Origin of the sequence: Acetobacterium sp. UBA5834 (assembly GCF_002435675.1) — a bacterium.
GTDB lineage: Bacteria > Bacillota > Clostridia > Eubacteriales > Eubacteriaceae > Acetobacterium > Acetobacterium wieringae.
In genome coordinates this window covers 32,642-55,690 of sequence record NZ_DJGY01000036.1, presented here as the reverse complement: position 1 = coordinate 55,690, position 23,049 = coordinate 32,642, and the positions used below count along the sequence as shown (strand labels likewise).

Annotated in this window: 14 protein-coding genes; 1 reads left to right on the top strand and 13 read right to left on the bottom strand. The window is 45.0% G+C overall.

Features of this window, described 5'->3' with window-relative positions; translation table 11 throughout:
• Window positions 1-40: 40 nt before the first annotated feature.
• The 9 genes from uvrA to B3F51_RS07880 form a co-directional block, all read right to left on the bottom strand.
• Complete coding sequence (gene uvrA, locus B3F51_RS07920; RefSeq protein ID WP_286946432.1) at window positions 41-2,854, bottom strand: excinuclease ABC subunit UvrA; 2,814 nt, start codon at window positions 2,852-2,854, stop codon at window positions 41-43.
• Between the two features lie 163 nt (window positions 2,855-3,017).
• Entirely contained in the window at window positions 3,018-4,994 is a 1,977-nt protein-coding gene (uvrB, locus tag B3F51_RS07915) for an excinuclease ABC subunit UvrB (protein WP_276495646.1), read from the bottom strand.
• Window positions 4,995-5,144: 150 nt separating this feature from the next.
• Complete coding sequence (locus tag B3F51_RS07910; RefSeq protein ID WP_070371878.1) at window positions 5,145-6,344, bottom strand: S41 family peptidase; 1,200 nt, start codon at window positions 6,342-6,344, stop codon at window positions 5,145-5,147.
• Between the two features lie 102 nt (window positions 6,345-6,446).
• On the bottom strand, window positions 6,447-7,616 hold the full coding sequence (locus tag B3F51_RS07905; RefSeq protein WP_228882326.1) for a murein hydrolase activator EnvC family protein: 1,170 nt from the start codon (window positions 7,614-7,616) through the stop codon (window positions 6,447-6,449).
• Between the two features lie 36 nt (window positions 7,617-7,652).
• Entirely contained in the window at window positions 7,653-8,570 is a 918-nt protein-coding gene (gene ftsX, locus B3F51_RS07900; RefSeq protein WP_084633686.1) for a permease-like cell division protein FtsX, read from the bottom strand.
• The gene (gene ftsE, locus B3F51_RS07895) at window positions 8,560-9,249 is read right to left on the bottom strand and encodes a cell division ATP-binding protein FtsE (RefSeq protein ID WP_070371876.1); all 690 of its coding nucleotides are present in this window, start codon (window positions 9,247-9,249) and stop codon (window positions 8,560-8,562) included. The genes ftsX and ftsE overlap by 11 nt, the downstream gene beginning before the upstream one ends.
• A gap of 380 nt (window positions 9,250-9,629) precedes the next feature.
• Window positions 9,630-10,859, bottom strand: a complete 1,230-nt coding sequence (locus tag B3F51_RS07890; protein ID WP_070371875.1) for a murein hydrolase activator EnvC family protein — start codon at window positions 10,857-10,859, stop codon at window positions 9,630-9,632.
• A 246-nt stretch (window positions 10,860-11,105) separates the two neighbouring features.
• Window positions 11,106-12,254 (bottom strand): iron-containing alcohol dehydrogenase, encoded by a 1,149-nt coding sequence (locus B3F51_RS07885; RefSeq protein WP_286946430.1) that lies wholly within the window; start codon window positions 12,252-12,254, stop codon window positions 11,106-11,108.
• 324 nt (window positions 12,255-12,578) lie between these two features.
• Window positions 12,579-13,820 (bottom strand): IS110 family transposase, encoded by a 1,242-nt coding sequence (locus B3F51_RS07880; RefSeq protein ID WP_286946429.1) that lies wholly within the window; start codon window positions 13,818-13,820, stop codon window positions 12,579-12,581.
• A gap of 303 nt (window positions 13,821-14,123) precedes the next feature.
• On the opposite strand from B3F51_RS07880, the gene B3F51_RS07875 reads away from it, so the two are divergent.
• Window positions 14,124-15,275, top strand: a complete 1,152-nt coding sequence (locus B3F51_RS07875) for a 1-deoxy-D-xylulose-5-phosphate reductoisomerase (protein WP_286946434.1) — start codon at window positions 14,124-14,126, stop codon at window positions 15,273-15,275.
• A 119-nt stretch (window positions 15,276-15,394) separates the two neighbouring features.
• Here B3F51_RS07875 and B3F51_RS07870 read toward each other — a convergent pair whose 3' ends face one another.
• The 4 genes from B3F51_RS07870 to ispG form a co-directional block, all read right to left on the bottom strand.
• Window positions 15,395-16,594 carry an MFS transporter gene (locus tag B3F51_RS07870; RefSeq protein ID WP_286946427.1) on the bottom strand — a complete coding sequence of 400 codons (1,200 nt, stop codon included), beginning with the start codon at window positions 16,592-16,594 and terminating at the stop codon, window positions 15,395-15,397.
• 356 nt (window positions 16,595-16,950) lie between these two features.
• A complete protein-coding gene (locus B3F51_RS07865; protein WP_070371871.1) occupies window positions 16,951-17,619 on the bottom strand; it encodes a TetR/AcrR family transcriptional regulator in 669 nt (222 codons plus the stop codon).
• A 79-nt stretch (window positions 17,620-17,698) separates the two neighbouring features.
• Window positions 17,699-21,970, bottom strand: a complete 4,272-nt coding sequence (locus B3F51_RS07860) for a PolC-type DNA polymerase III (RefSeq protein ID WP_148637448.1) — start codon at window positions 21,968-21,970, stop codon at window positions 17,699-17,701.
• Window positions 21,971-21,980: 10 nt separating this feature from the next.
• Entirely contained in the window at window positions 21,981-23,045 is a 1,065-nt protein-coding gene (gene ispG / locus B3F51_RS07855) for a flavodoxin-dependent (E)-4-hydroxy-3-methylbut-2-enyl-diphosphate synthase (RefSeq protein WP_148637447.1), read from the bottom strand.
• Between the last annotated feature and the right edge of the window lie 4 nt (window positions 23,046-23,049).

Genomic DNA, 23,049 nt, shown 5'->3' with positions numbered 1-23,049 from the left:
ACAACATGATGTAACAATTGTCGGTACTGGGTTAGTTCTTTTAGCAATTCGGTAAAATTTTCTTGAGATACTGGCCGGTGTAGGATTGGGGCACCCGGGCGATTTCTTCGGGAGTCCCAATGGCAATGATGGTGCCGCCGCCCTCGCCCCCTTCGGGGCCAAGATCAATGATGTGATCTGCCACCTTGATCATATCCAACTGATGCTCAATGACAACTACCGTACTGCCGCTGTCAGCCAGACGCTGAATGACATTGATCAGCTGGTGGACATCGGCAATATGCAAACCGGTGGTGGGCTCGTCGAGAACGTAGAGGGTTTTGCCGGTATTGCGTTTACTTAATTCAGTGGCCAATTTAACCCGCTGAGCTTCCCCACCGGATAATTGGGTCGATGGCTGTCCCAGTTTTACATAACTGAGACCGACATCGTAGAGGGTTTGGAGCTTTTCTTTGATTTTGGGAATATTGCCAAAAAATTCTAGGGCTTCCTCCACTGTCATATCCAGTACATCGGCGATGTTTTTGCCCTTGTATTTGACTTCCAGGGTTTCCCGGTTGTAGCGCTTGCCGCCGCAGACCTCACAGGGTACATAAACATCGGGTAAAAAATGCATTTCAATTTTGATAATTCCATCACCGCTGCATTTTTCACAACGGCCACCCTTGACATTGAAGCTGAATCGGCCTTTCTGATAGCCTCTGGCCTTGGCTTCCGGGGTTTTGGCAAACAGATCCCGAACCAGGTCAAAAACCCCGGTATAGGTGGCCGGATTGGAGCGGGGGGTTCTGCCGATGGGCGACTGATCAATATCGATTACCTTATCGATGAATTCAACCCCATCGATACGGGTGTATTTCCCCGGCTTTTTCAGGCTGCGATACAGCTTCTGGGAAATCCCCTTGTATAAAATCTCATTAATCAGCGTGCTTTTCCCGGATCCGGAAACCCCGGTTACACAGATAAATTTCCCCAGCGGAAAATCGACATCCAGATTCTTTAAGTTGTTCTCCCGGGCACCGACAATCTTAATTACCTCGCCGCTGCCTTCCCGACGCTTTTGCGGAATCGGAATAAAGCGCTGGCCACTGAAATACTGGCCAGTGATCGACTCCGGCACCGCCATTATCTCTTCAAGACTTCCCTGTGCGACAATCTGGCCACCATGAACCCCGGGCCCCGGGCCAATATCAACAATGTGGTCAGCAGCTTGCATGGTTTCCTCGTCGTGCTCCACCACAATCAGTGAATTACCCAAGTCGGTTAAGCGCCGCAGGGTTTCCAGCAGTTTCTGATTATCCCGTTGATGGAGGCCAATACTGGGCTCATCCAGAACATATAATACCCCCACCAGACCCGAGCCAATCTGGGTGGCCAACCGAATCCGCTGGGATTCTCCCCCCGAAAGGGTTCCGGCATTCCGGGACAGGGTCAGGTATTCCAGTCCGACATTTTTCAAGAAATTAAGCCGGGCTTCAATTTCTTTAAAGATCGATTCGCCAATCATCATTTCCCGGTCGGTCATAGTCTGAGCTTTGAAAAATTCAAGCAAGTTCCCAATGGCCATATCGGTAATTTCGATGATATTTCGATCATGAATTGTCACTGCCAGACTGGTGGGATTGAGCCGTTTACCGTGACAGGTGGGACAGGGGGTTTCGGACATATACCGTTCAATTAAGGACCGCATCCGCTCCGAGGTCGTTTCCAGATAACGCCGCTCCATGTTTTTAATCAGCCCTTCAAAGGTGGAGCTGTAGGTTCCTGAAAACTTGCCTTCGTAGGCGATTTCCAGAACCTCGTCACTGCCATATAGAAGGGCCTGTAAAAATGCCTCGCTGGCATCTTCCAGGGGTAACTCAATATCAAACTGGTGTTTTTTTGCCAGCGCCTTGATCAGGTTGTAATAATACTTGGAATCACTTTTTAAACCAAAAAATTTGATGGCGCCGTTGGCAATCGATAAACTTTTATCGGGGATCAGTAAATCCGGATCCACTTCCTGATGAAAGCCCAAGCCATGACAATCCGGGCACATTCCAAAGGGATTATTAAACGAAAACGTCCGGGGCTCCAATTTATCCATGGCAATGCCGCAGTCGGCACAGGCCAGTTTTTCACTAAAAAGTTGGGACTCGCCGCCAATCACGTCACAGATCACCAGGCCACCGGATAGTTTCAGGGCAATTTCCAGTGAATCGGACAACCGTTTACCAAGGTTATCCTTGGCTACCAGACGATCCACTACCACTTCAATGGTATGTTTTTTATTTTTATCGAGATTGATTTCATCGGTGACTTCCATCGCCTCCCCATCGACAATGATCCGGACAAAGCCTTCTTTTTTGATGTGATCGATGATCTTTTTATGTTGTCCCTTTTCCTTCCGGATTACCGGGGCCAGAATCTGAAATTTTGTTTTTTCCGGCAGCGCCATGATGCTGTCGACAATCTGATCCACCGATTGGGATTGTACCACCTTGCCGCACTTGGGGCAATGGGGAATCCCAATCCGGGCGTAAAGCAACCGCAGATAATCATAAATCTCGGTGACTGTCCCCACTGTCGAGCGGGGGTTGCGATTGGTGGTTTTCTGGTCAATGGAAATTGCCGGGGATAGGCCGTCAATACTTTCCACATTGGGCTTCTGGGACTGGCCCAGAAACTGCCGGGCGTAGGAAGAAAGCGACTCCATATAGCGGCGCTGTCCTTCAGCATAAATGGTGTCAAAAGCCAATGATGACTTCCCCGAGCCACTCAGCCCGGTAAAAACCACCAGCTGATCCCGGGGTATTTTTAAGTTAATGTTTTTTAAATTGTGCTCCTTGGCACCTTTTATTTCGATATATTTCATATTTATGTTTATTCTCTCCTTAATTATGCCGCATGAATTATTAAATGAAAAAACACCATTAAGTCATGGTCTGGTACATTCGTTGGCGGGTACTAGCCGATTCTGTAAATTAAAAAACAACTAAAATTTAGTTTCAGCCATCCCGCTATAACATCAGCTTAAGCTATCTTCGGTAATTTTTGAGATGATGAATTTCGTCCCGCAAATTGGCAGCCCGTTCAAATTCCAGGGCCTCGGCCGCCGTCAGCATTTCGACTTCGAGTTCTTTAATCTTCACATCAATATCCAGCGCTTCATCACCAATTGCATAGGTTGCCGGTTCCTCGGCCACCTTGGTCGCCTCGATAACAGCATGGATATCTTTTTTGACCGAACTGGGGGTAATACCATGGGCCTCATTGTAGGCGCTTTGGATACCCCGGCGGCGATTAGTTTCGCTGATAGCCCGATCCATCGAGGGTGTCATCTTGTCCGCATACATAATGACATGACCTTCCAGATTACGGGCCGCCCGGCCAACCGTTTGGATCAGCGACGTTTCTGAACGGAGGAATCCTTCTTTGTCAGCATCCAGAATCGCCACCAGACCAACTTCCGGCAAATCAAGACCCTCCCGCAGCAGGTTGATGCCCACCAGCACCTCAAAGGTACCCAGCCGTAAATCCCTTAGAATCTTCATCCGCTCGATGGTATCCACATCCGAATGCAGATAGTTCACCAGGACACCATTTTCTTTTAGGTAGTCGGTTAGATCTTCAGCCATTTTCTTTGTTAACGTGGTGACCAATACCCGATTGCCCCGACCGGTGGTTAGTTTGATTTCACCGAGCAGGTCATCGATCTGACCAGCAACCGGGCGAACCGTAATTTCCGGATCGATCAGACCGGTCGGTCGAATAATCAGCTCAACGGTATTCTGGCTGTGTTCTTTTTCGTATTTGCTGGGGGTTGCCGTAGTAAAGACAATCTGATTGATCTTGCTTTCGAATTCGGAAAAATTCAGCGGCCGGTTATCATAGGCTGAGGGTAGCCGGAAGCCATAGTCCACCAGGTTACTCTTACGGGCTTTATCCCCGGCATACATCCCGCCAATCTGGGGAATCGAGACATGGGACTCATCGGCAATCATCAGAAAATCTTTGGGAAAATAATCAATCAGGGTATAGGGTGGTGATCCTGGGGGCAGCCCGTTGATGTAGCGGGTATAATTCTCAATGCCGTTACAATAGCCCATTTCCCGGAGCATTTCAATGTCATAGTTGGTCCGTTGCAGAATCCGCTGGGCTTCCACCAGACGGTTGTTTTGGGTATATTCGTCATAGCGTTGGCGCAGTTCCTGTTGAATTCCAGCAATCGCCCGTTCCAGATTTTCCGGGGTGGTGGTGTGGTGAGACGCCGGGAAAATCGAGACATGGTTCAGCTCCCCATAAATCTCCCCGGTCAGGGTATCAATCTCAGTAATCCGTTCAATTTCATCCCCGAAAAATTCCAGCCGGATCGCCTTGTTTGACGAAGCCGAGGGAAATATTTCCAGAATATCGCCGCGCACCCGGAAATTGTTCCGCTCAAAAGCAATGTCGTTTCGGGTGAACTGAATATCCACCAGCTTACGGATAATCGTATCCCGATCTTTTTCCATCCCCGGACGGAGTGACAGCATCAAATTTTCATAATCAAAAGGACTTCCCAGTCCATAAATGCAGGACACACTGGCCACCACAATTACATCCCGACGTTCAAATAAAGCTGCCGTAGCAGAGTGACGTAATTTATCAATCTCGTCGTTGATGGACGAGTCTTTTTCGATAAACAGATCCGAATGCGGTACATAAGCTTCCGGTTGATAATAATCATAATAGCTGACAAAATACTCCACCGCATTATCCGGAAAAAAACTCCGAAACTCATTGGTCAGCTGGGCCGCCAGGGTTTTATTATGAGCAATCACCAGGGTTGGCTTCTGAACCGCTTCAATTACCTTAGCCATAGTATAGGTTTTTCCGGAGCCAGTCACGCCCAGTAAGGTTTGATACTTTAACCCCGCCTTAATTCCGTTGGCAATTTTTTCGATGGCCGGTCCCTGATCACCCTTAGGTTCGTATTCCGAGACAACCTTAAATGCGTGCTTCATATCTTTCATCAGCACCCTCCAATCAGTTTGATGAACATTCGTTCCATTATTCTATCACAGCTTTTTTTTAATGGCAAACAATAATCCTTATCATTTAATAAAATCTTAATTATTCCTCACCAATAGAAAAAGCATGCCGTTATGGCATGCTCATAGATTCTAATTGGTTCCACTAAGAACTTGTAAGGCTTTTTGTAGTTGAACATCTTCTTCGTCGGTGAAAAAGTTATTCTTCATAAAGTCAGTCGCTTCAATCACGATATTTGGCTCGAGACCTTTTTCGTGAATGTTGTTGCCGTTAGGGGTGAAATATTCGGAATTGGTCACCTTAAAGCCACCGCCATCAGTGAGACTGATGATTTCCTGAACAATCCCTTTTCCAAAGGTCTTGGTGCCGACCAGCTGGGCAGCGCCTGTATCCTGAAGAGCCCCAGCCAATATTTCAGCGGAACTGGCCGAGCCGCCATCAACCAGGGCAACCATTGGCAGACTAAGCTGTTCTTCGCCATCTGAGGTATATTCGGTTTTATTGCCGTTTTTATCAACCGTATAAACGACCATGGTTTCGCCCAGAATCCGATCAGCGATTTCCACCGCTTCCTTTACGCCGCCGCCGGGGTTACTACGCAAATCAATCACCAAACCGGTAATATTTTGAGCCAACAGTTCACTTAGCTGGGCTTCAAAATCATCAGCGGTTTTATCCGTAAATTCACTGATCTGGATATAGCCTTTATCGCCGATCACCCGGGATTCCACTGTTTTTGCTTCAATGGTTTTGCGTACCAATTGCATATCAATGACTTCTTCACCACGTAAGAGGGTGATATTAACGGTGGTATCAGCTGGCCCCTTTACCTTAGCCACTACCGCATCCGAACCGATCGTACTGACATCTTCACCATCCACCTTGATAATTTTATCGCCCGTTTTGATCCCGGCCTGATCAGCCGGTGTGCCTTTTTGCGGGGCAATTACATAGGTCACGCCCTGATCATCCTCTGTCACGACGACCCCAATGCCTTCATAGACGCCAGTGGCTGACTCCATATATTTCTTAAATTCTTCGGAGGTAAAATAACTGCTATAGGGATCACCCAGACTGTCAAACATGCCCTTGATGGCCCCATCAATTAAAGTGGTGTTATCAACATCCTTATAATACTCCAGACCAATCTGTTCTTTTAGCGCTAATAGTTTTTTTATCCCGGCGGCTGTTTCACTGCTGTCAACCGTCACAATCAACTTGTTGCCGATCAGATAATTGCCAGTTGTGGCCACTGTGAAGGTGATGATATTTGTGATGATCAGCACCACAATTACCACGATGAGTTTGGTTTTTTTTGACTTATTTTCCATTTTTTCACCTTATCCTAAATTTTATTATTATACAAATAAAACAGGAGAAAAGAATCATGATTCTTTTCTCCTGTTCTTTCGTTATAGTCTACAATGTTTCGCTTAAAAATATCCTAAAGGATCAACAAATGATCCGCCGGAAAGTACGCCGAAATGGAGATGGGCCCCGGTGGAATCCCCGGTGGAGCCGACGTAACCAACCACATCGCCTTTGTTGACAGTTTGGCCTGCTGATACTGCAAAACCACTCATATGCGCATACATGGCCTGGAGGCCGTTACCTAAATCAACAATAACACAATTTCCATAACCACCGTTCCAGCCGGCTGATAACACCGCACCGTTGCCCATAGCAAGGATCGGTGTTCCGGATGGGGCACCCATATCGACGCCATAGTGGGTCCGGTAATCACCCCAGATCGGGTGCAACCGGGTACCAAAGAAATCATCATCCGCGGATGGATAATAGCCCGGACACGGCCATTGATAGGTTCCGTTTGATGGGACAAAGGTCGTGCTGCCACCAGTGGTTGACCCGCCAGAAGCGGCTGCCTGGGCTGCCATCATTTCCCGAACCTGAGCTTCAATGCTCGCTGCGTTGGCTGCTTCAGCCGCCACAATTGCCTGATACTCAGCGACGATCGCCTGGTTTTGGGCCAAGAGACTGTCTTTCTGAGCTTTAATTTCCTGCTGCTGGGCTAAGGCCGTTTCCTGCTCAGTTTTTTTAGAAACTGTCTGCAGCCGGTCGGCCTCAATTTTAGCTTTCTTTTCATCGATTATTTTCTTTGTTTCAGCTAAAGCGTCCAATGATGCCTTATCCGATTCAATGATATAGCGGGACATGTCAACCTTGGTAACAAAGTCGGCAAAATCGGATGAAGTAAATAAAAACTCCAACATACTACCATTTCCGTACATGTACATAGTACGGACACGTTCGTTCATGGCTTCTTCCTGTTCTTTCCGTTTGGCTTCGGCAATATTGAGTTCTTCCTGAGTTTTGGCAATGTTCGCTTCCAATACGGCTATCTCAGAATTAATTTTATCAATGACGCCCGTGATTCGGCTCATTTCTTCGTTGGCCTTGCCGATTTCGGCCTCGATACCAGCAATCGTATTCTGGGTCATGTCAATCTGGTATTGTGCAGCCGCCTGTTTTTGATTACTTTCTGCCAGCTGTTCGGTCAGGGATGCAGCATTAACCGGAGATATCAGTATCCCCAATGTCACCATCATACCCACTATGCCTGAAATAATATGTTTTTTTGTCATCCAACAATCCTCCTGTGTTTGACTAAGTCTAATCATTTATACATCCAAGAATTTGCGAATCGCAAATACGCTACCAACGGCACCGATAAACCCTCCGTAAATCAGGAAGAAGAAAATCAATTGTCCCATCACTGCATCGGGAGAAGCCAAACTGGCATCCACTGGCAAAAATAAATTTCCGCCAACTAATCCCAAAATATAATAATAGGTGATCCGAATAATCAGGAAAGCAACAATGGCTCCCATCAACCCCAACAGCGTCCCTTCCAGAATGAACGGCGCCCGGATATAGGCGTTGGTTGCACCCACATATTTCATAATGCCAATTTCCCGTCGTCTTGCAAAAACGGTTAATTTAATCGTATTGTAAATAATAAAGATGGAAATCATTGATAACACCACCAATACCACTATACTTAAAGTATTGGTAAATTTATTGAAACTCACCAGTGCTTCCACATATTCCTGACCATATCGGACGTACTCAACCCCTTGGCCTTCAAACGACATGGCCAGGGTTTGAACTTCATCCATATCATCCGGATCAGTCACCCGGACAACAAAGGATGCTGGCATTGGGTTGTTTTCTGAATTATAACCACTGAGCAGCGGCGCATAATCTTCCAGACTGACGGTGAACTTTTCCAAAGCTTCTTCGGCACTTTCAAAGGTAACTTCTTCAATCAGGTCACTTTTCTCCAAAGCCTGTTCTATGGTTGCTTTTTGAGTGTCGGTAAAATCGGACTGGAGAAAGATTTTCAGTTCCAGTTTCGATTCCACATCTTTGGTCACTTCCTGAACATTGATGGTTAAGATCAGAAAAATCCCCAGGATAATCAACGCAGCAATTACCGACAGCACCGAAGCCGCACTCATCAGGTTATTTCGTTCAATGCTTTTTAAGGTATCCCGGACAACATTTTTGGGCATTGTTTTAATGGAACTAAACTTCATATCCGTACCTACCTGTCGCGTCATCTACTTTGAGAACACCGTCTTCCAATGTCAAAACCCGTTTTTTCATGGTATCAACGATTTCCCGGTCATGGGTAACCACCACCACAGTTGTTCCTCTACGGTTGATTTCTTCCAGAATACTGATAATCTCATAGGATGTTTCGGGATCAAGGTTTCCGGTCGGCTCATCACAAATCAAAATAGAGGGGTTGTTAATAATCGCCCGGGCAATAACCACCCGCTGTTGCTCACCACCAGATAACTCATGGGGATAGTGGTTCATCCGATGGGATAAGCCAACCATATCCAGAGCCAACGGCACCCGTTTCTGGATCTGCTTTTCAGATTTTCCGATTATTTCCATGGCATAGGCCACATTTTCATAGACGCTTTTGTTTTCCAGCAGCCGAAAATCCTGAAAGACAATCCCCATTTTTCGTCTTAAGAAAGGGATTTCTTTTTTTGACAATTTTGAGACATTAAAATTATTAATGTATACTGAACCTTCTGTCGCTTCAATCTCTCTTAAAAGAAGCTTAATAAATGTTGATTTTCCGGCCCCGCTTCGGCCCACCAGAAAAACAAACTCACCCTTATCAATAAAGAGACTGACGTTTTTAAGCGCATCGCTCTTGTTTTTATCGTAACCCTTGGTTACATTTTTAAATTCGATCATATCTTAGCCACTCCTAATTTACTTATCATTCGCTTGCTTTGACAGGGCATTTTAACACGCGCTATCCTATTTTCTGCTTAAATGTTTTTTGACAAGTTAAGATTATTTTAATCAAAAGAATGTTAATTGAAAAAGACTTCCGGGTATTGGTCCGTTTTTTGGCCTTCAAATCATTCCTCATTTGAAACTGTATTCATTTTAGCATACTTTTTGAATAATTTCATTAAAAAAATAAATATTTTGTAACAAATGTATCGAAATTCGTCCGAATTCCTGTTTTTCTATTGATTTAAGAAATTCAATTGGCAAAATAAAAAGAGAAAAGACGTTGTTCATCTTTTCTCATCATATATACCGTGTAACGGTTGGAAAAATTAATTCTAAATATAGGGACTAATTGGCGATCCATACAAACGCACTTCATAATGAAGATGAGCACCTGTTGAGTCGCCAGTGCTGCCAACCGCTCCAACGGTCTGACCGGCCGCAACAGTTTCACCTGATGATACATTAATTGCACTTAAATGGGCATATACTGCCGACAAACCATTGCCGATATCAACAATGACACAGTTTCCATAACCGCCATTCCAACCGGCTGAAATCACAGTTCCGTTTCCGGCACAGGCCACCGGTGTCCCGGTTGATGCGCCAATATCGACGCCAGCATGGAAGCGGGAATCACCCCAGATGGGATGGATTCGCCAGCCAAATTCACTGGTAATATTGCCATCGCACGGCCAGACATACGAACTGGAATATACCGGAGGAGCCGTTGATCCGCCACCGGAGCTGTCGCCACCGCCAGTATTGGTCGTATCCCCGCCTGTCGAGCCATCCGTCGTACCGGTGCTGCCGTTATTTTGAGCTGCCTGCTCGGCGGCGGCCCGCTGTTGTTCGTAATAGGCCTGTAACTGGCCTTCAATATCTGCCGATGTGGCTGCTTCAGCTTCTTCAATGGCCTTGTATTCTTCTAAGGCTGCCTGGTTTTGGGCCAATAGCTGATCCTTTTGAGCCAAAACTTCTTCCTGTTGAGTTAGTACAACTTCCTGTTCGGTTTTTTTCGCTACTGTTTTTAATCGATCTGCCTCAATGCTCAGCTTCTTTTCATCGATCACTTTTTTCGTTTCTTCCAGAGCATTCAGGGAGTCCTTGTCTGCCGTCATAATGTAACGAGACATATCTAATTTTGTAATAAAATCCGAGAAATCTGAAGCTGAGAAAATAAATTCCATGATACTGCCGTTGCCGTACATATACATCGCCCGAACCCGATCGCTCATGGCTGCTTCCTGTTCTTGCTTCTTGGCCTCAGCAATTTTCAGCTCTTCCTGTTTTTTTGCAATATTTGCTTCGATGGAAGATATATCGGCATTGATTGCACCGATTATTCCATTGATCCGGTTTACTTCTTCATTGACTTTGCCGATTTCGTCCTCAATCCCATTGATGGTATTCTGAGTCATGTCGACTTGATACTTTGCTGCAGCCTGTCGAGCATTACTTTGAGCTAACTGCTCGGTTAACGAAGCTGCATTGACGGGTGCTGTTAAAAATGCCAAAACCAGGGAACCAGTAACGATACCTGATACAACTCGATGTTTTTTCATTTTTCCCCTTTCCCACAATTAATAATTGTGACCCTGTCTATTTGTTACTTTTACAGTAATTTTATTATTTTTGTAACGGTTGTATTATACCATAAACCTGTCGTAATTAAAACAAAAACAATAAAATAACTTGAAAATATTTTGTATAAAATGTTTAATAATACGATGTTTTTTAATTTTTTCATAATAAAAAAGACACTCTAGTAATTCAGAATGTCTTTTTATATTTGTAAAAAAATGCTTAACTTAAAAAGCTGCTTTGTAGATCGCAATCACGTCTTCTTTAGTTGGACATTTGGGGTTACCACCGGTACAAATATCGGCCAGTGCCAGATCAGCCAATTCACTGAAATCTTCTTCTTTGACTCCGATTTCTTTTAGTCCGGCCGGAATCCCCACATCTTTGGAGAGTTTTTTTATGGCATCAATGGCCATAATATTGATTTCTTTCGGTTCACGGCGACTGGTGTCCACGCCCATCGCCTGAGCAACGTCTTTTAGTCGATCACCAACAACGTCAGCATTAAACGCCGTAACATAAGGCAATAGAATGGCATTGCAAACCCCATGCGGCAAATCATAGAATCCGCCTAACTGGTGCGCCATAGAATGGACGATTCCCAATCCGCCATTCGAGAATCCCATCCCGGTGACAAACTGACCATAAGCCATGGCATCCCGGGCATCCAAATCATCACCATCTTCAACGGCCTGTCTTAGGCTACCAGAAATGGCTTTGATGGCTTCGAGATTAAAAAGATCGGTGAATCGTGAAGCACCGGCGGTGGTATAACCTTCAATGGCATGCGTTAACGCATCCATACCGGTGGCAGCCGTTAATGATTTTGGCATTTTGAGCATTAAAACCGGATCATTGACCGCTACGGTTGCCAGACAGTTGGGATCAACAATAACCATTTTGAGTTTACGCTCTTCATCAGTGATAACATAATTGATGGTCGCTTCACTGGCGGTTCCGGCGGTGGTATTAATCGCCACAATTGGCAGGGATTTATTGGCAGTTTTGCCAACGCCTTCGTAATCCCGTAAATCACCGGGATTGGTAGCCAGAATGGCAATTCCTTTGGCGGTATCCTGGGGCGATCCCCCGCCGATACTGACGACAAAATCGCATTCATTTTCCTGTAAAGCCTGAAGACCAGTATTTACATTGGTAACAGTAGGGTTGGGTTTAACATCTGAAAATAAGGCATACGGAACTTTTGCTCCATCTAATACATTGAGTACATCTTGAACAATACCTGCTTCAACAAGTACCTTATCGGTTACAACTAAGGCTTTTTTCACGTTCATACGTTTGATCTCTGGCGCAATCAGTTCAATTGCTCCCGGTTCCATAATGACTACTGGTGGAAAATAATAGGTTCTTGCCATAAGAACACCTCCAAAATTATTCGTTTACATGATTATATGCCATCGAAATGGCTGAATAAATGGAAATTTTTTCTTGTTTGAGATACATTATTGAAATGATTGATCAATAACATGGAATAAACCGAACACAATAAATAATAAACGGCTTTTCTTATGATTTATCTCTTATTTTTAAGAATACTATTATATGATTTTAAAAAAATTGATAGAATTACGTTTTTAAAGAGGAAAGTCTGAAACATCCTAAGTATCAGGTAAGTCTGATTTAGTGCATAGCAAACAAACCATCAAGAGATGGTGTAAAAAAGTATAGTGATGGAAAGATCAGGCGTCGGAGAGGATCTGATAACCTTGAGATTTTGCTAAGGCAATCGCCTGGTCAACCGTGATTTCACGGCTTACTGGAAGAACATCCGAATTTTTATATAACTCAGCATTGTAAGGTTCTTTCTTTTTTAGAATCATATAAACAGCGGTCAAAAGCATGCGGGCAATGGCGATAATCGCCCTTTTATGGCCACGACGTTTTTTAATCTTTAAGTAGCGGTTACGGATTTCAGGATGTTTTTCGCTTTTAACAACAGCGATTGCGCATTGAACCAGAAGCGGTTTTAAATAGCAACCGGCTCTTGAAATCCGGACAGACTTTTTCTTTCCGGCACTTTCGTTATTCGTGGGTGTCAACCCTGCCCAGGAGCATAAATGTTTGGCTGTCGGAAACACGTCCATATCAGCACCTATTTCAGAGATAATGGTAATGGCTGAAAAGATGTTTTTAAAGGACGGAACAGTCAGGATCAGATTTATTTCTTCTGTGTAGGGCAGGGAAAGACAAAGGATCAGATCTTCAAGATCGGACTTTCGATTGTTGAGATCCTCAAAGTGTTGTCTGATAATCTGGAGTTTAGCGGCTTGTTCGTGGGTGATAAAGCCATCAACAGCCATCTCCAGTTCCGGAATTTTTTTCTTCATGGTGCCGTGAATCAGGGATGGAATATCCAGAGGTTGATCGGAAGCAGGATTGAGCAGTTGCTCAATGATGGCCATGGAACTTTTGCCGAAGGTATCGGAAACAACATTGCCAAGCTGTATATTTGATACCGTCAATGAATTCTGGAATCGGTTTTTCTCGCTGGATTTGAAGTTAGTGAGCTTAAACCGATACCGCATCAGATCGCGAAGCTGACGAATCGCTTGCGGAGGCATAAAGCTGCCGACTACCAGATCATGTTTAAAGAGATCTGCAATCCATTTTGCGTCCTTTTTATCAGTTTTTTTACCCCGGATGGCCTTTACATATTTGGGGTGGGCCAGGGTGATTTTGCAGGTTGTTTCAAGGATATTGAAAACCGGAATCCAGTATTTTCCGGTTGATTCCATGCAAACGTCTCTGCATTTGTTTTCACAAAGCCATTGTGACAGCTCTTTGAGACCTTTGGTATAGGTTGAAAAGCGATGGCGTTTGTAAGTGGTGACATTGTTGTTGGTTGAAGCAATGCAGGCGACAACAAAAGTTTTATGAACATCAATGCCACAACAGATTTGATAAACGATTTTTAAAGCCATAGAAAAACTCCCTTCAATGATTTTAAAGGGAAGTACAGCATTGACTGATTGCCCAGCGATAAAACAGGTTATGTTAATACAAAGATAAGTCTGCGTGATCTAAGTCACACTTATTTGTGCTTGGAAAGGCAATCTACACATATAAATATGCAGTCACTCCAGAATGGAGCGGTCTACTCCTCCTCACGTGATTTGTAGTTTACTGTTATCCCTATGGCTATAGAATAAAAACAATAACGCTCGAACGCAAGATGTTTCAGGACGTTTTGTGCCTTGAGTGAAACGAAAGGAATGGTTATAAATATGAAAAACATCAGTATTCTCGGGTCAACTGGTTCGATTGGAACCCAGGCCCTGGAAGTGGTTTCAGAAAACAGCAACGTTTTAAATATTGTCGGCTTAACCACCAATACCAGCATTGATCTGCTGGAAAAACAGATTGACACCTATTCACCCCGGATTGTCTGTGTGATGGATGGCGATACTGCACTGGTACTGGAAAAGCGCCTCAAAAAAAGGGGTTTAGCGGTGGACGTGGTAACTGGTTTAGAGGGCCTGATTGCCGTTGCCACGGCATCGGAAAATGATTTGCTGCTCACGGCGGTATCCGGAATGATTGGTCTGCAACCGACTCTTGCCGCCATTAATGCAGGGATTGACATTGCTCTGGCCAACAAGGAAACACTGGTAGCCGGTGGCCAGCTTGTAATGGATGCAGCAGCCGCCAGCGGGGTTTCGTTGCTTCCGGTTGACAGTGAACACTGTGCCATTTTTCAATGTCTGATGGGCAATAAACATGAAGAAATTGATCGGATCATTATTACCGCTTCCGGCGGGCCTTTCCGGGGATACAGCCACAAACAGCTGGAGTCGGTTACACTGGCCCAGGCCTTGAAGCATCCCAACTGGTCGATGGGAAAAAAAATCACGATTGATTCAGCCACCCTGATGAACAAGGGGCTTGAAGTCATCGAAGCTAAATGGCTTTTTAATCTGCGCAATAATCAGATTGACGTGGTGGTTCATCCTCAAAGCATTGTCCACTCAATGGTGGAATTTATCGACCATTCCACCATCGCTCAATTGGGGCTGCCGGATATGGCCCTACCGATTCAAATCGCTTTTTTTTATCCCGAACGGGTCGCCAACAATCGACCCGCTCTGGATTTTAGCCAGATTCGTGAGCTGACCTTTTCCGAACCTGATCGGATCGCCTTTCCCTGCTTACAGTTAGCCTATGATGCCCTGGAAATTGGTGGCACCATGGCTGGTGTCCTTAATGCCGCCAACGAGATTGCTGTGTCTCGATTTTTAAATCAGGAAATCAGTTTTCTCGACATTCCCCGAATCAACCGGCAGGTGATGGAACAACATCAGGTGATTGTCCATCCCAATCTTGATGATGTACTGGCGGCAGATGCTTGGGCCCGGGAAATTTCAAACGCTTATAACTAAGCACTTACGATCCAGAAATGGTACTTCTTTTAAGCGACATCTCCTGCAACTAAAAAGACAGCAGTAACTATTTACTACTGTCTCTTTTTTATTCGTCTTTATTTGCCACTAATCCCGCATTAAACCGTTTGCTTGATCTCAACGCTATTTTTAATTTTTATTGCTACCAATACCATTGAAATAATGCTACCAAGTATTAGTGTAAGTGCTGCAATTTGCCAGTCTGCCCGTGCCGATGTTAAATTAAATGTCTCACGTAAAAATTTCAGAGCATAAGGTGACAAAAACTGTCCAATCCCGGTTCCACTGACATAAATTGAAATGGCCACCGCCGCATATTTCGAGCTTGTTGCACTGGCAGCTACAGCCATCACAATCGCAGGGTTAAAAATTCCAAATCCAATTCCAAAAATAATGGCGCCCAGAATGAGCAATGTCAGGCTGTTCGCTGAGAGCAAAATCACAAAGGACAACCCCACACACAAAATACCAAATGAAGCACTATACTGTTTTAATCGTTTAGCAATGTTTCCATAGAGTAACCCCACCACAAATGCTGAAGCCGTAAAAATACTCAGAACTGTGGCGGATTGCGTAGCATTACCAATTCCATCCGCTTTCATAACCATGGCCACATTTGTCATAAAACTGAATTGGACCATATTAACCAACCCACAAGCAACTGCTAGAATGTAGGTCATCGTTGTTACTTTCTTTTCTTTTATCGCCGAATCGTCGACTTTTTCCGGTTTTTTAACCCCGGTATCCGGGAGTTTAAACCAGATAATCAGCGCAATTGGAATCACCAGTAAAAAACCAAGAAATGAAAAACGCCAATTATATGCGGCCAACATGCCACCCATCATCTGGAAAACCATTCCTGCCGCTGCACCAACCGCACTCTTGAAGCCCATCAGCTTGTTCGCCTGTTGGCCAGAGTAGAGGTCTGTAATGACCGCCGATGCCATTGGGAAAACCAAGCCGTATCCAGCACCGAAGACAAACCTCATAAATATCATAAATTGAAGATTTCCAATGAATGCTGATGGAATACCACCGATAAAAATTAAAACCATCGCAATGGAAATAATTTTCTTAATACTTATGTATTGGGTCAACTTACCGGAAATCAGGGCAAAGAACACCATCATCAGCGAAGGAATGGTTGACAATAATTTAATTGTCTCCGGCGCCGCATCAGGAAATGCTTTTGCAATTTCGGCTAATGCCGGTGTCGTCATGCTGGTTGTATACATCAGTAATGCAACCGACAATGCAGCGATCTGAACCCATAGACTACTGTTATTACTTTTTTCCATTTTGTTTTCCTTTCGAGTGTAAAATATAAACGTGGTTAATTTATTAAACAATAACATCTTTTGCTGTTTTTGTCACCTCTTTTTTTGTTAATTATTGATTTTATACTGTTATATGCTTGTAGTAATCGTTTTTACATCGCTTCTTTTTCGTAATTTTTATTATTTCAATCGTATCATCACCATATCATTTTTTTAATATTTACCTTTATTTGTAATATTAGTTTGTATATTTCACACGTTTAATCTTTTGGAGTCGTTCCTGCTTCGTAAATTTGCGCAAAAAAAATACCATCGCTCGCTGATCTCAAACCAGCAACAATGGTATTTTTTTGCATCGTTAAGCAGTTGCTAAATGCTTAACCCGCTATGACCATAAAATTTTTCTCAACTTTAAGTTGGATGGCATCAATCATCCCCCGAGACTCTTCGATGCACTGGTCAATAAAGCTATTTTCAAATCGCAGGCTCTGAAAGAGCAAACGAATTTCGAGTTCGGCCAGATACTCGCTGCTGCAGTCCAGATAACCATCATCCCGGGAGACATGGAGTCCATGAACAACAGCCAGATTTGCCAATGCCAACGCCTTTACTTCCAATCGGTCAAGTCCAAGCTTGTAAGACCGGTTGATGTTTTCGACAAACCCTACCGACGCACTTTCCGTTTTCATCAATGTATTGGTGTCACACAACTCATGATAAAACTGGTTCAAATGACGATTCAACCGACAATTACGATTTTGTATCCGAAACTCGATTGCGGTTCTTAACATCACATTGCATCCAGGGAATTTTTCGTCGATGGCCTTCTGGGTTTTTACTTTATTCGCAACCATATACTCATTATACACTTCCAGTGCCAGGTTGTTCTTATTTTTGAAATAATATGCAACCATCGCTTTGTTTGTTCCCGAGTCTTCAGCGATTTGTGCCAGTGTTGTTTTTGTAAATCCATATTCATAGAATAACTGTTTTGCAGTTACATAAATCTTTTGCTTTGTTTCCAGACCGGTTTTATAATTAGCCAACGTTTCTTCCTCGCTCTCTGATATTGATCTTATTCTAGCATAAAACGATTTTTTTGCAAGGATCGATCATTTTACACCGCTAAAAAAAGGTAATCTGATTGGAAGCTGGTAGCTGGTTGAGACAACCCTGTTTTTCAAGCGTTTCAATCACCGACTTACTGATCTTAGTACGATTCTGCAAATCCTCCCGGGACATATAAGGGCGCAGCTGTGCTTCTTCAAAGATCCGCTGAGCCGCTTTATCACCGATTCCTTCCAGGGCATTCAGAGGCGGCAGCAGGGCATCCCCAATGATTCGGAACTGACTGAAATGAGACTGATAGACATCCACATTTTTAAAACTGTAGCCCCGACACATCATTTCATGGGCAATCTCCAGCACTGTCAACAGTGACTTTTCTTTGTTGGAAGCCTTGGTGCCCAGTTCTTTAATCTGGTTCATCCGCTGCACCACCACCCCCTTGCCCTGACTGATCAGCTGGGCATCAAACTCGCTGGCCCGAACCGAGAAATAGGTAGCATAATAGGCCAGCGGATAATAAACTTTGTACCAGGCAATCCGGAAGGCCATGGTCACGTAGGCGGCCGCATGAGCCTTGGGGAACATATACTTGATTTTTTTACAGGAATCAATATACCATTCTGGTACCTTATTCTTGCGCATATCTTCTTCCCATTCCGGCTTCAGTCCCTTGCCTTTTCGCACCGCTTCCATAATCGTAAAAGCCGTTTTTGCCTCGAGACCGGCATAGATCAGATAGATCATGATATCATCCCGGGTACAGATGGCTTCTTTGATGGTGGCTTTCTTATCGCGAATCAGATCCTGGGCATTATTGAGCCATACATCGGTGCCATGGGACAAGCCGGATATCCGGATCAGGTCCGAAAAGGCTGTCGGCTTGGTGTCCAGCAACATTTCCCGGACAAAGCTGGTGCCAAATTCAGGAATTCCGCATACCCCCAAAGGCGACTCAAAATCATTATCCTTAAAGTTCAGCGCTTTCGTGGAGGTGAACAAACTCATGGTTTTTTCATCATCCAGCGGGATCCCCACGGGATCGACGCCGGTAAAATCCTTGAGCATTTTAAGCATCGTCGGATCATCATGTCCCAGAATATCGAGTTTCAGCAGTCGCCCACTGATGGATTCATAGGCAAAATGGGTGGTGACGGTATCGCTTTCGGTGTCATCGGCCGGACGCTGAACCGGACAAAAATCATAAATATCCTTGTAGGTTGGCACCACCATAATCCCACCGGGATGCTGTCCGGTGGTTTTTTTAACCCCGGCACAGCAGGAGATCACCCGCTCCAACTCGGCCCGGGTTACTTTAAGATTTTTTTCATCATAATAATTTTTAACAAAGCCAAAGGCTGTTTTTTCAGCAATGGTGGAAATGGTACCAGCCCGGAAGACTTTGCCCTTACCAAACAACACCTCCGTATAGCGATGGGCTTCGGCCTGGTTCTCACCGGAAAAATTAAGGTCGATATCGGGTTCCTTGTCGCCTTCGAATCCTAAAAAGGTCTCAAAGGGAATGTCAAAGCCATCTTTATCAAGCTTGGCGCCGCAGTGGGGACAATCGGCGTCTTTTAAATCCGGCCCCACCCCAACCTCCGTGCTGTTGAAAAACTCGGAATGTTTACAGCTGGGACAACGATAATGTGGCGCCAGCGGATTTACCTCCGTGATCCCACAAAGTGTGGCTACAAAGGAGGATCCCACCGAACCCCGGGATCCCACCAGATAACCATCTTCCATGGAATGGTAAACCAGTTTCTGGGCAATCAGATAGAGGACCGAGTAGCCGTTGCCAATAATCGAATCGAGTTCTTTCTTAATCCGTTTTTCAACGATCTCCGGCAGCGGTTGACCGAAGAGCTCCCGGGCCCGGCCTTCGACCATTTCTCGAATCTCTTCATCCGATCCTTCAATAACTGGCGGATAGGTGCCATCAGGAATCGGCAGGATCTCGTCAATCATCGCTGCGATTTTGCGGGGATTATCAATCACCACTTCCCGGGCGGTTTCGTCATCAAGGTAGTCAAACTCATCCAGCATTTCCTGGGTGGTTCGATAATACAGCGGCGGTTGTTTGCCAGCATCCTTATAACCTTGGCCGGTAAATAAGATTTCCCGGTAAAGGGCATCATCCTGATTGACAAAATGGACATCCCCAGTGGCCACCACCGGCTTATTCAGACTTTTTCCCAATGCAATGATCCGCCGGTTCAAAGTCTTCAGGGCCTCCTGATCCGCCACACTGTTATTATCAATCAGATATTGATTATTACCCAGTGGCTGAATTTCGAGATAGTCATAAAAGCTAGCGATCTGCTGGATCTCATCCTGAGACTTATTGTGAACCATGGCAGAAAACAATTCGCCAGCTTCACAGGCCGAACCAAGCAAGAGGTTTTCCCGATTTTTTGCCAGCAGTGACTTGGGAATTCGCGGCTTTTTATAAAAATAATTGAGATGCGACTCCGAAACGATCCGATATAAATCCTTGATGCCCGCCTGATTTCTGGCATAAATAATAATATGGTTGGTGGCATTAAGACGAATACTCCGTTCCCGGCTGGACAGGGTATTGAGGGCCTGGATTGACGTACAGCCTTTTTTCTCAGCCAGATCTAAAAGTTTGACAAATACCTTGGCCGATGCCGCCGCATCATCCAGGGCCCGGTGATGATTCTGAATATCAATTTTAAAATGTGAGCAAAGCTTTTTCAGATTATGGCGGGTAATCTGGGTCAGCAGACAGCGGGACAGAGCCAGGGTATCCACTGCAGTATTTTCCCGAACAATGCCATGATCAACTAAGGCCTTATTTAAAAAACTCATATCAAAAGGGGCATTGTGGGCAACCAGGATGGTCTCACCGGCAAAATCCAGGAATTTTTCCAGTGCCGCCCGTTCTTCCATCCCATCGGCCACCATCTGATTTGTGATATTGGTCAGATTTGTGATGAATGCCGGTATTTCACAATGGGGATTGACTAGGGTTGAAAAGCTGTCGATGATTTGTTTATTTTTAATGCGAACCGCCGCAATTTCAATGATCTTATGATTACCCGGTACCAGACCGGTGGTTTCCAGGTCAAAAAAAGTAAATTCGCCACAGAAATCCTGATCCTGATTGCCATAAACCATGTTCAGTTGATCTTCAACCAGATACCCCTCCACCCCATAGAGCACCTTAATTTTTTTCTTGCGGCCCAGTTCCATCATTTCCGGATAAGCCTGCAGTACACCATGGTCGGTGATACCGATGATATCATGACCAAAATTGGCGGCCTGCTTCATGATCTGATCGACCTTGCTGACCGCATCCATGGCACTGAACTGGCTGTGCATATGAAGCTCCACCCGTTTTACTGGAGCATCATCGGTTTTGATGGTTTCTTTGGAAAGATTGATGTTGCGGGGATATAACATCATTTCCTGGGAATATTCATCATAATTGATTTTGCCTTCTACCAGATACCAGCAGCCTTCGTTGATTCCAGCGATGACCTCTTCTTTGTCGGTAAATAGTTTGCCGGTAATACTGTTGGTATTATCGGTGATATTAAAGGTCAGCAAGGTCTTATTATTTTTCAGTGGCCGGGTATTGACTCCAAACACCCAGCCCCGGATGACCACACTTTTTCCTTCCGATTCGCCGTTGATATTAAAATCGATATTCTTCAACCAATCCCAGGAATTGGTTATTTTTTTTCCAATGACCACATCGCCGGGCTTTTCAGCCTTGGGAAGTTTGGCCGGGCTTTGGGTAGCGCCTGAATTGGATGCACTGCTGCTTGAAGCAATCGGCTTAATGGCCGCCAATCGCTTTTCCAGATCCTGCTGACTTTTTTCTGCCACCGAGCCTTCATCGGTGAAACGCACCACCAATTCCCCTTCCAGACCATAATGCTCGGCAATCAGTCGTTTAAAACGACCCGTAAAAATCGCCAGCGCTTCACCATCCAGTTCTCCGGTGGATCGCCCCCGGACATAAAAGGTATTGCCTTCGGCAATCAGGGTATTAATCAGCAGAATATTGGCAATCTTCTGATTGATGCCAATCAACAACTGACTGACCCCCTGGCCATCGGTAGCCAGAAGATGCTCACCATCCTGATAGTTTAGTGGTGCCACCTCGATTTCCAGGGCCTTGGCATAATCAAATATTTCCTGCATTTCTTTTTTGATAAATTCGGTGTCCGTTTGTTTTTTCGGACTGGAAAATTTAAAAATCAATTCCTCGTTTCTGGAATTGATTTTTATACTATCGGTAATCAGATGATAATCCGCTATTATTTTTTGATATCGTTCCTGTCGTCGGGTTAAAATACTCAAAGATCTCGCCTCACATTTTTTCTATTTCATCCATTAACACCGAGATAATTTCATCCTCGGCAATGCTTTTTATTATTTCACCCTTTTTAAATAATACTGCTTTATTTTTTCCGCCAGCAATGCCAATATCCGCGGCCTTGCCTTCCCCGGGGCCATTGACAATACAACCCATCACCGCAACCTTGATGTTTTTTTCAACGGTTCGCAGCTGCTTATTAATTTCTTCGGCGATACCGATCAGATCAATTTCAGTGCGGCCACAGGTGGGGCAGGAGATCACTTCAACCCGGGGTCGACGGCCAGTGTATAAGCCAATGTCGCTGAGAATATCCCGGGCAACCTCGATTTCTTCCCGGGGATCACCAGTGATTGACACCCGCAGGGTATCCCCCAATCCATTGAGAAGCAGATAGCCGATGCCCAGAGCGGATTTAACCGCCGAACTACGCAGGATTCCGGCCTCAGTGATCCCCAGATGGAGTGGATAATCATAACTTTTAGAAAATTGTTCATAGGATTCGATGGTGAAGCGCACATCCGAAGCCTTCATCGAAACCACCATATTATCAAAGCCAGCATCTTCCAGAATCTGGATGTGGCGTTGGGCTGACGCGACCATCCCGGCCGGGGTGGCCTGACCCCCGTTTTTTATCAGGATTTCTTTTTCCAGGGAACCGGCATTGACGCCAATCCGGATCGGGATGTCCCGTTCAGTGGCCATGGCAACAATTTCCCGGATGCCCTGTTCCGAACCGATATTCCCTGGATTGATGCGCAACTTATCAACCCCATTTTCCATGGCACTTAAAGCCAGTCGATAATCAAAGTGAATATCCGCCACCAGGGGAATACCGATGCCCTTTTTAATCCCGGTAATCGCTCTGGCCGCCGCTTCATCAGGTACAGCCACCCGGACAATCTCACAGCCAACAGCTTCCAGACTATTAATCTGGGCAATCGTCGCTTCGATATTTCTGGTATCGGTATTGGTCATTGACTGGATGGCGATAGGGTTTTCACCACCAATGGCTACCCCGCCGATGTTGACCACCCGGGTCTTTTTTCGTATTTTCATATCC

Excerpts from the sequence above, each read along its gene's own strand:
- uvrA (WP_286946432.1), bottom strand. The coding sequence starts at position 2,854 with ATGAAATATATCGAAATAAAAGGTGCCAAGGAGCACAATTTAAAAAAC.
- uvrB (WP_276495646.1), bottom strand. The coding sequence starts at position 4,994 with ATGAAAGATATGAAGCACGCATTTAAGGTTGTCTCGGAATACGAACCT.
- B3F51_RS07910 (WP_070371878.1), bottom strand. The coding sequence starts at position 6,344 with ATGGAAAATAAGTCAAAAAAAACCAAACTCATCGTGGTAATTGTGGTG.
- B3F51_RS07905 (WP_228882326.1), bottom strand. The coding sequence starts at position 7,616 with ATGACAAAAAAACATATTATTTCAGGCATAGTGGGTATGATGGTGACA.
- ftsX (WP_084633686.1), bottom strand. The coding sequence starts at position 8,570 with ATGAAGTTTAGTTCCATTAAAACAATGCCCAAAAATGTTGTCCGGGAT.
- ftsE (WP_070371876.1), bottom strand. The coding sequence starts at position 9,249 with ATGATCGAATTTAAAAATGTAACCAAGGGTTACGATAAAAACAAGAGC.
- B3F51_RS07890 (WP_070371875.1), bottom strand. The coding sequence starts at position 10,859 with ATGAAAAAACATCGAGTTGTATCAGGTATCGTTACTGGTTCCCTGGTT.
- B3F51_RS07885 (WP_286946430.1), bottom strand. The coding sequence starts at position 12,254 with ATGGCAAGAACCTATTATTTTCCACCAGTAGTCATTATGGAACCGGGA.
- B3F51_RS07880 (WP_286946429.1), bottom strand. The coding sequence starts at position 13,820 with ATGGCTTTAAAAATCGTTTATCAAATCTGTTGTGGCATTGATGTTCAT.
- B3F51_RS07875 (WP_286946434.1), top strand. The coding sequence starts at position 14,124 with ATGAAAAACATCAGTATTCTCGGGTCAACTGGTTCGATTGGAACCCAG.
- B3F51_RS07870 (WP_286946427.1), bottom strand. The coding sequence starts at position 16,594 with ATGGAAAAAAGTAATAACAGTAGTCTATGGGTTCAGATCGCTGCATTG.
- ispG (WP_148637447.1), bottom strand. The coding sequence starts at position 23,045 with ATGAAAATACGAAAAAAGACCCGGGTGGTCAACATCGGCGGGGTAGCC.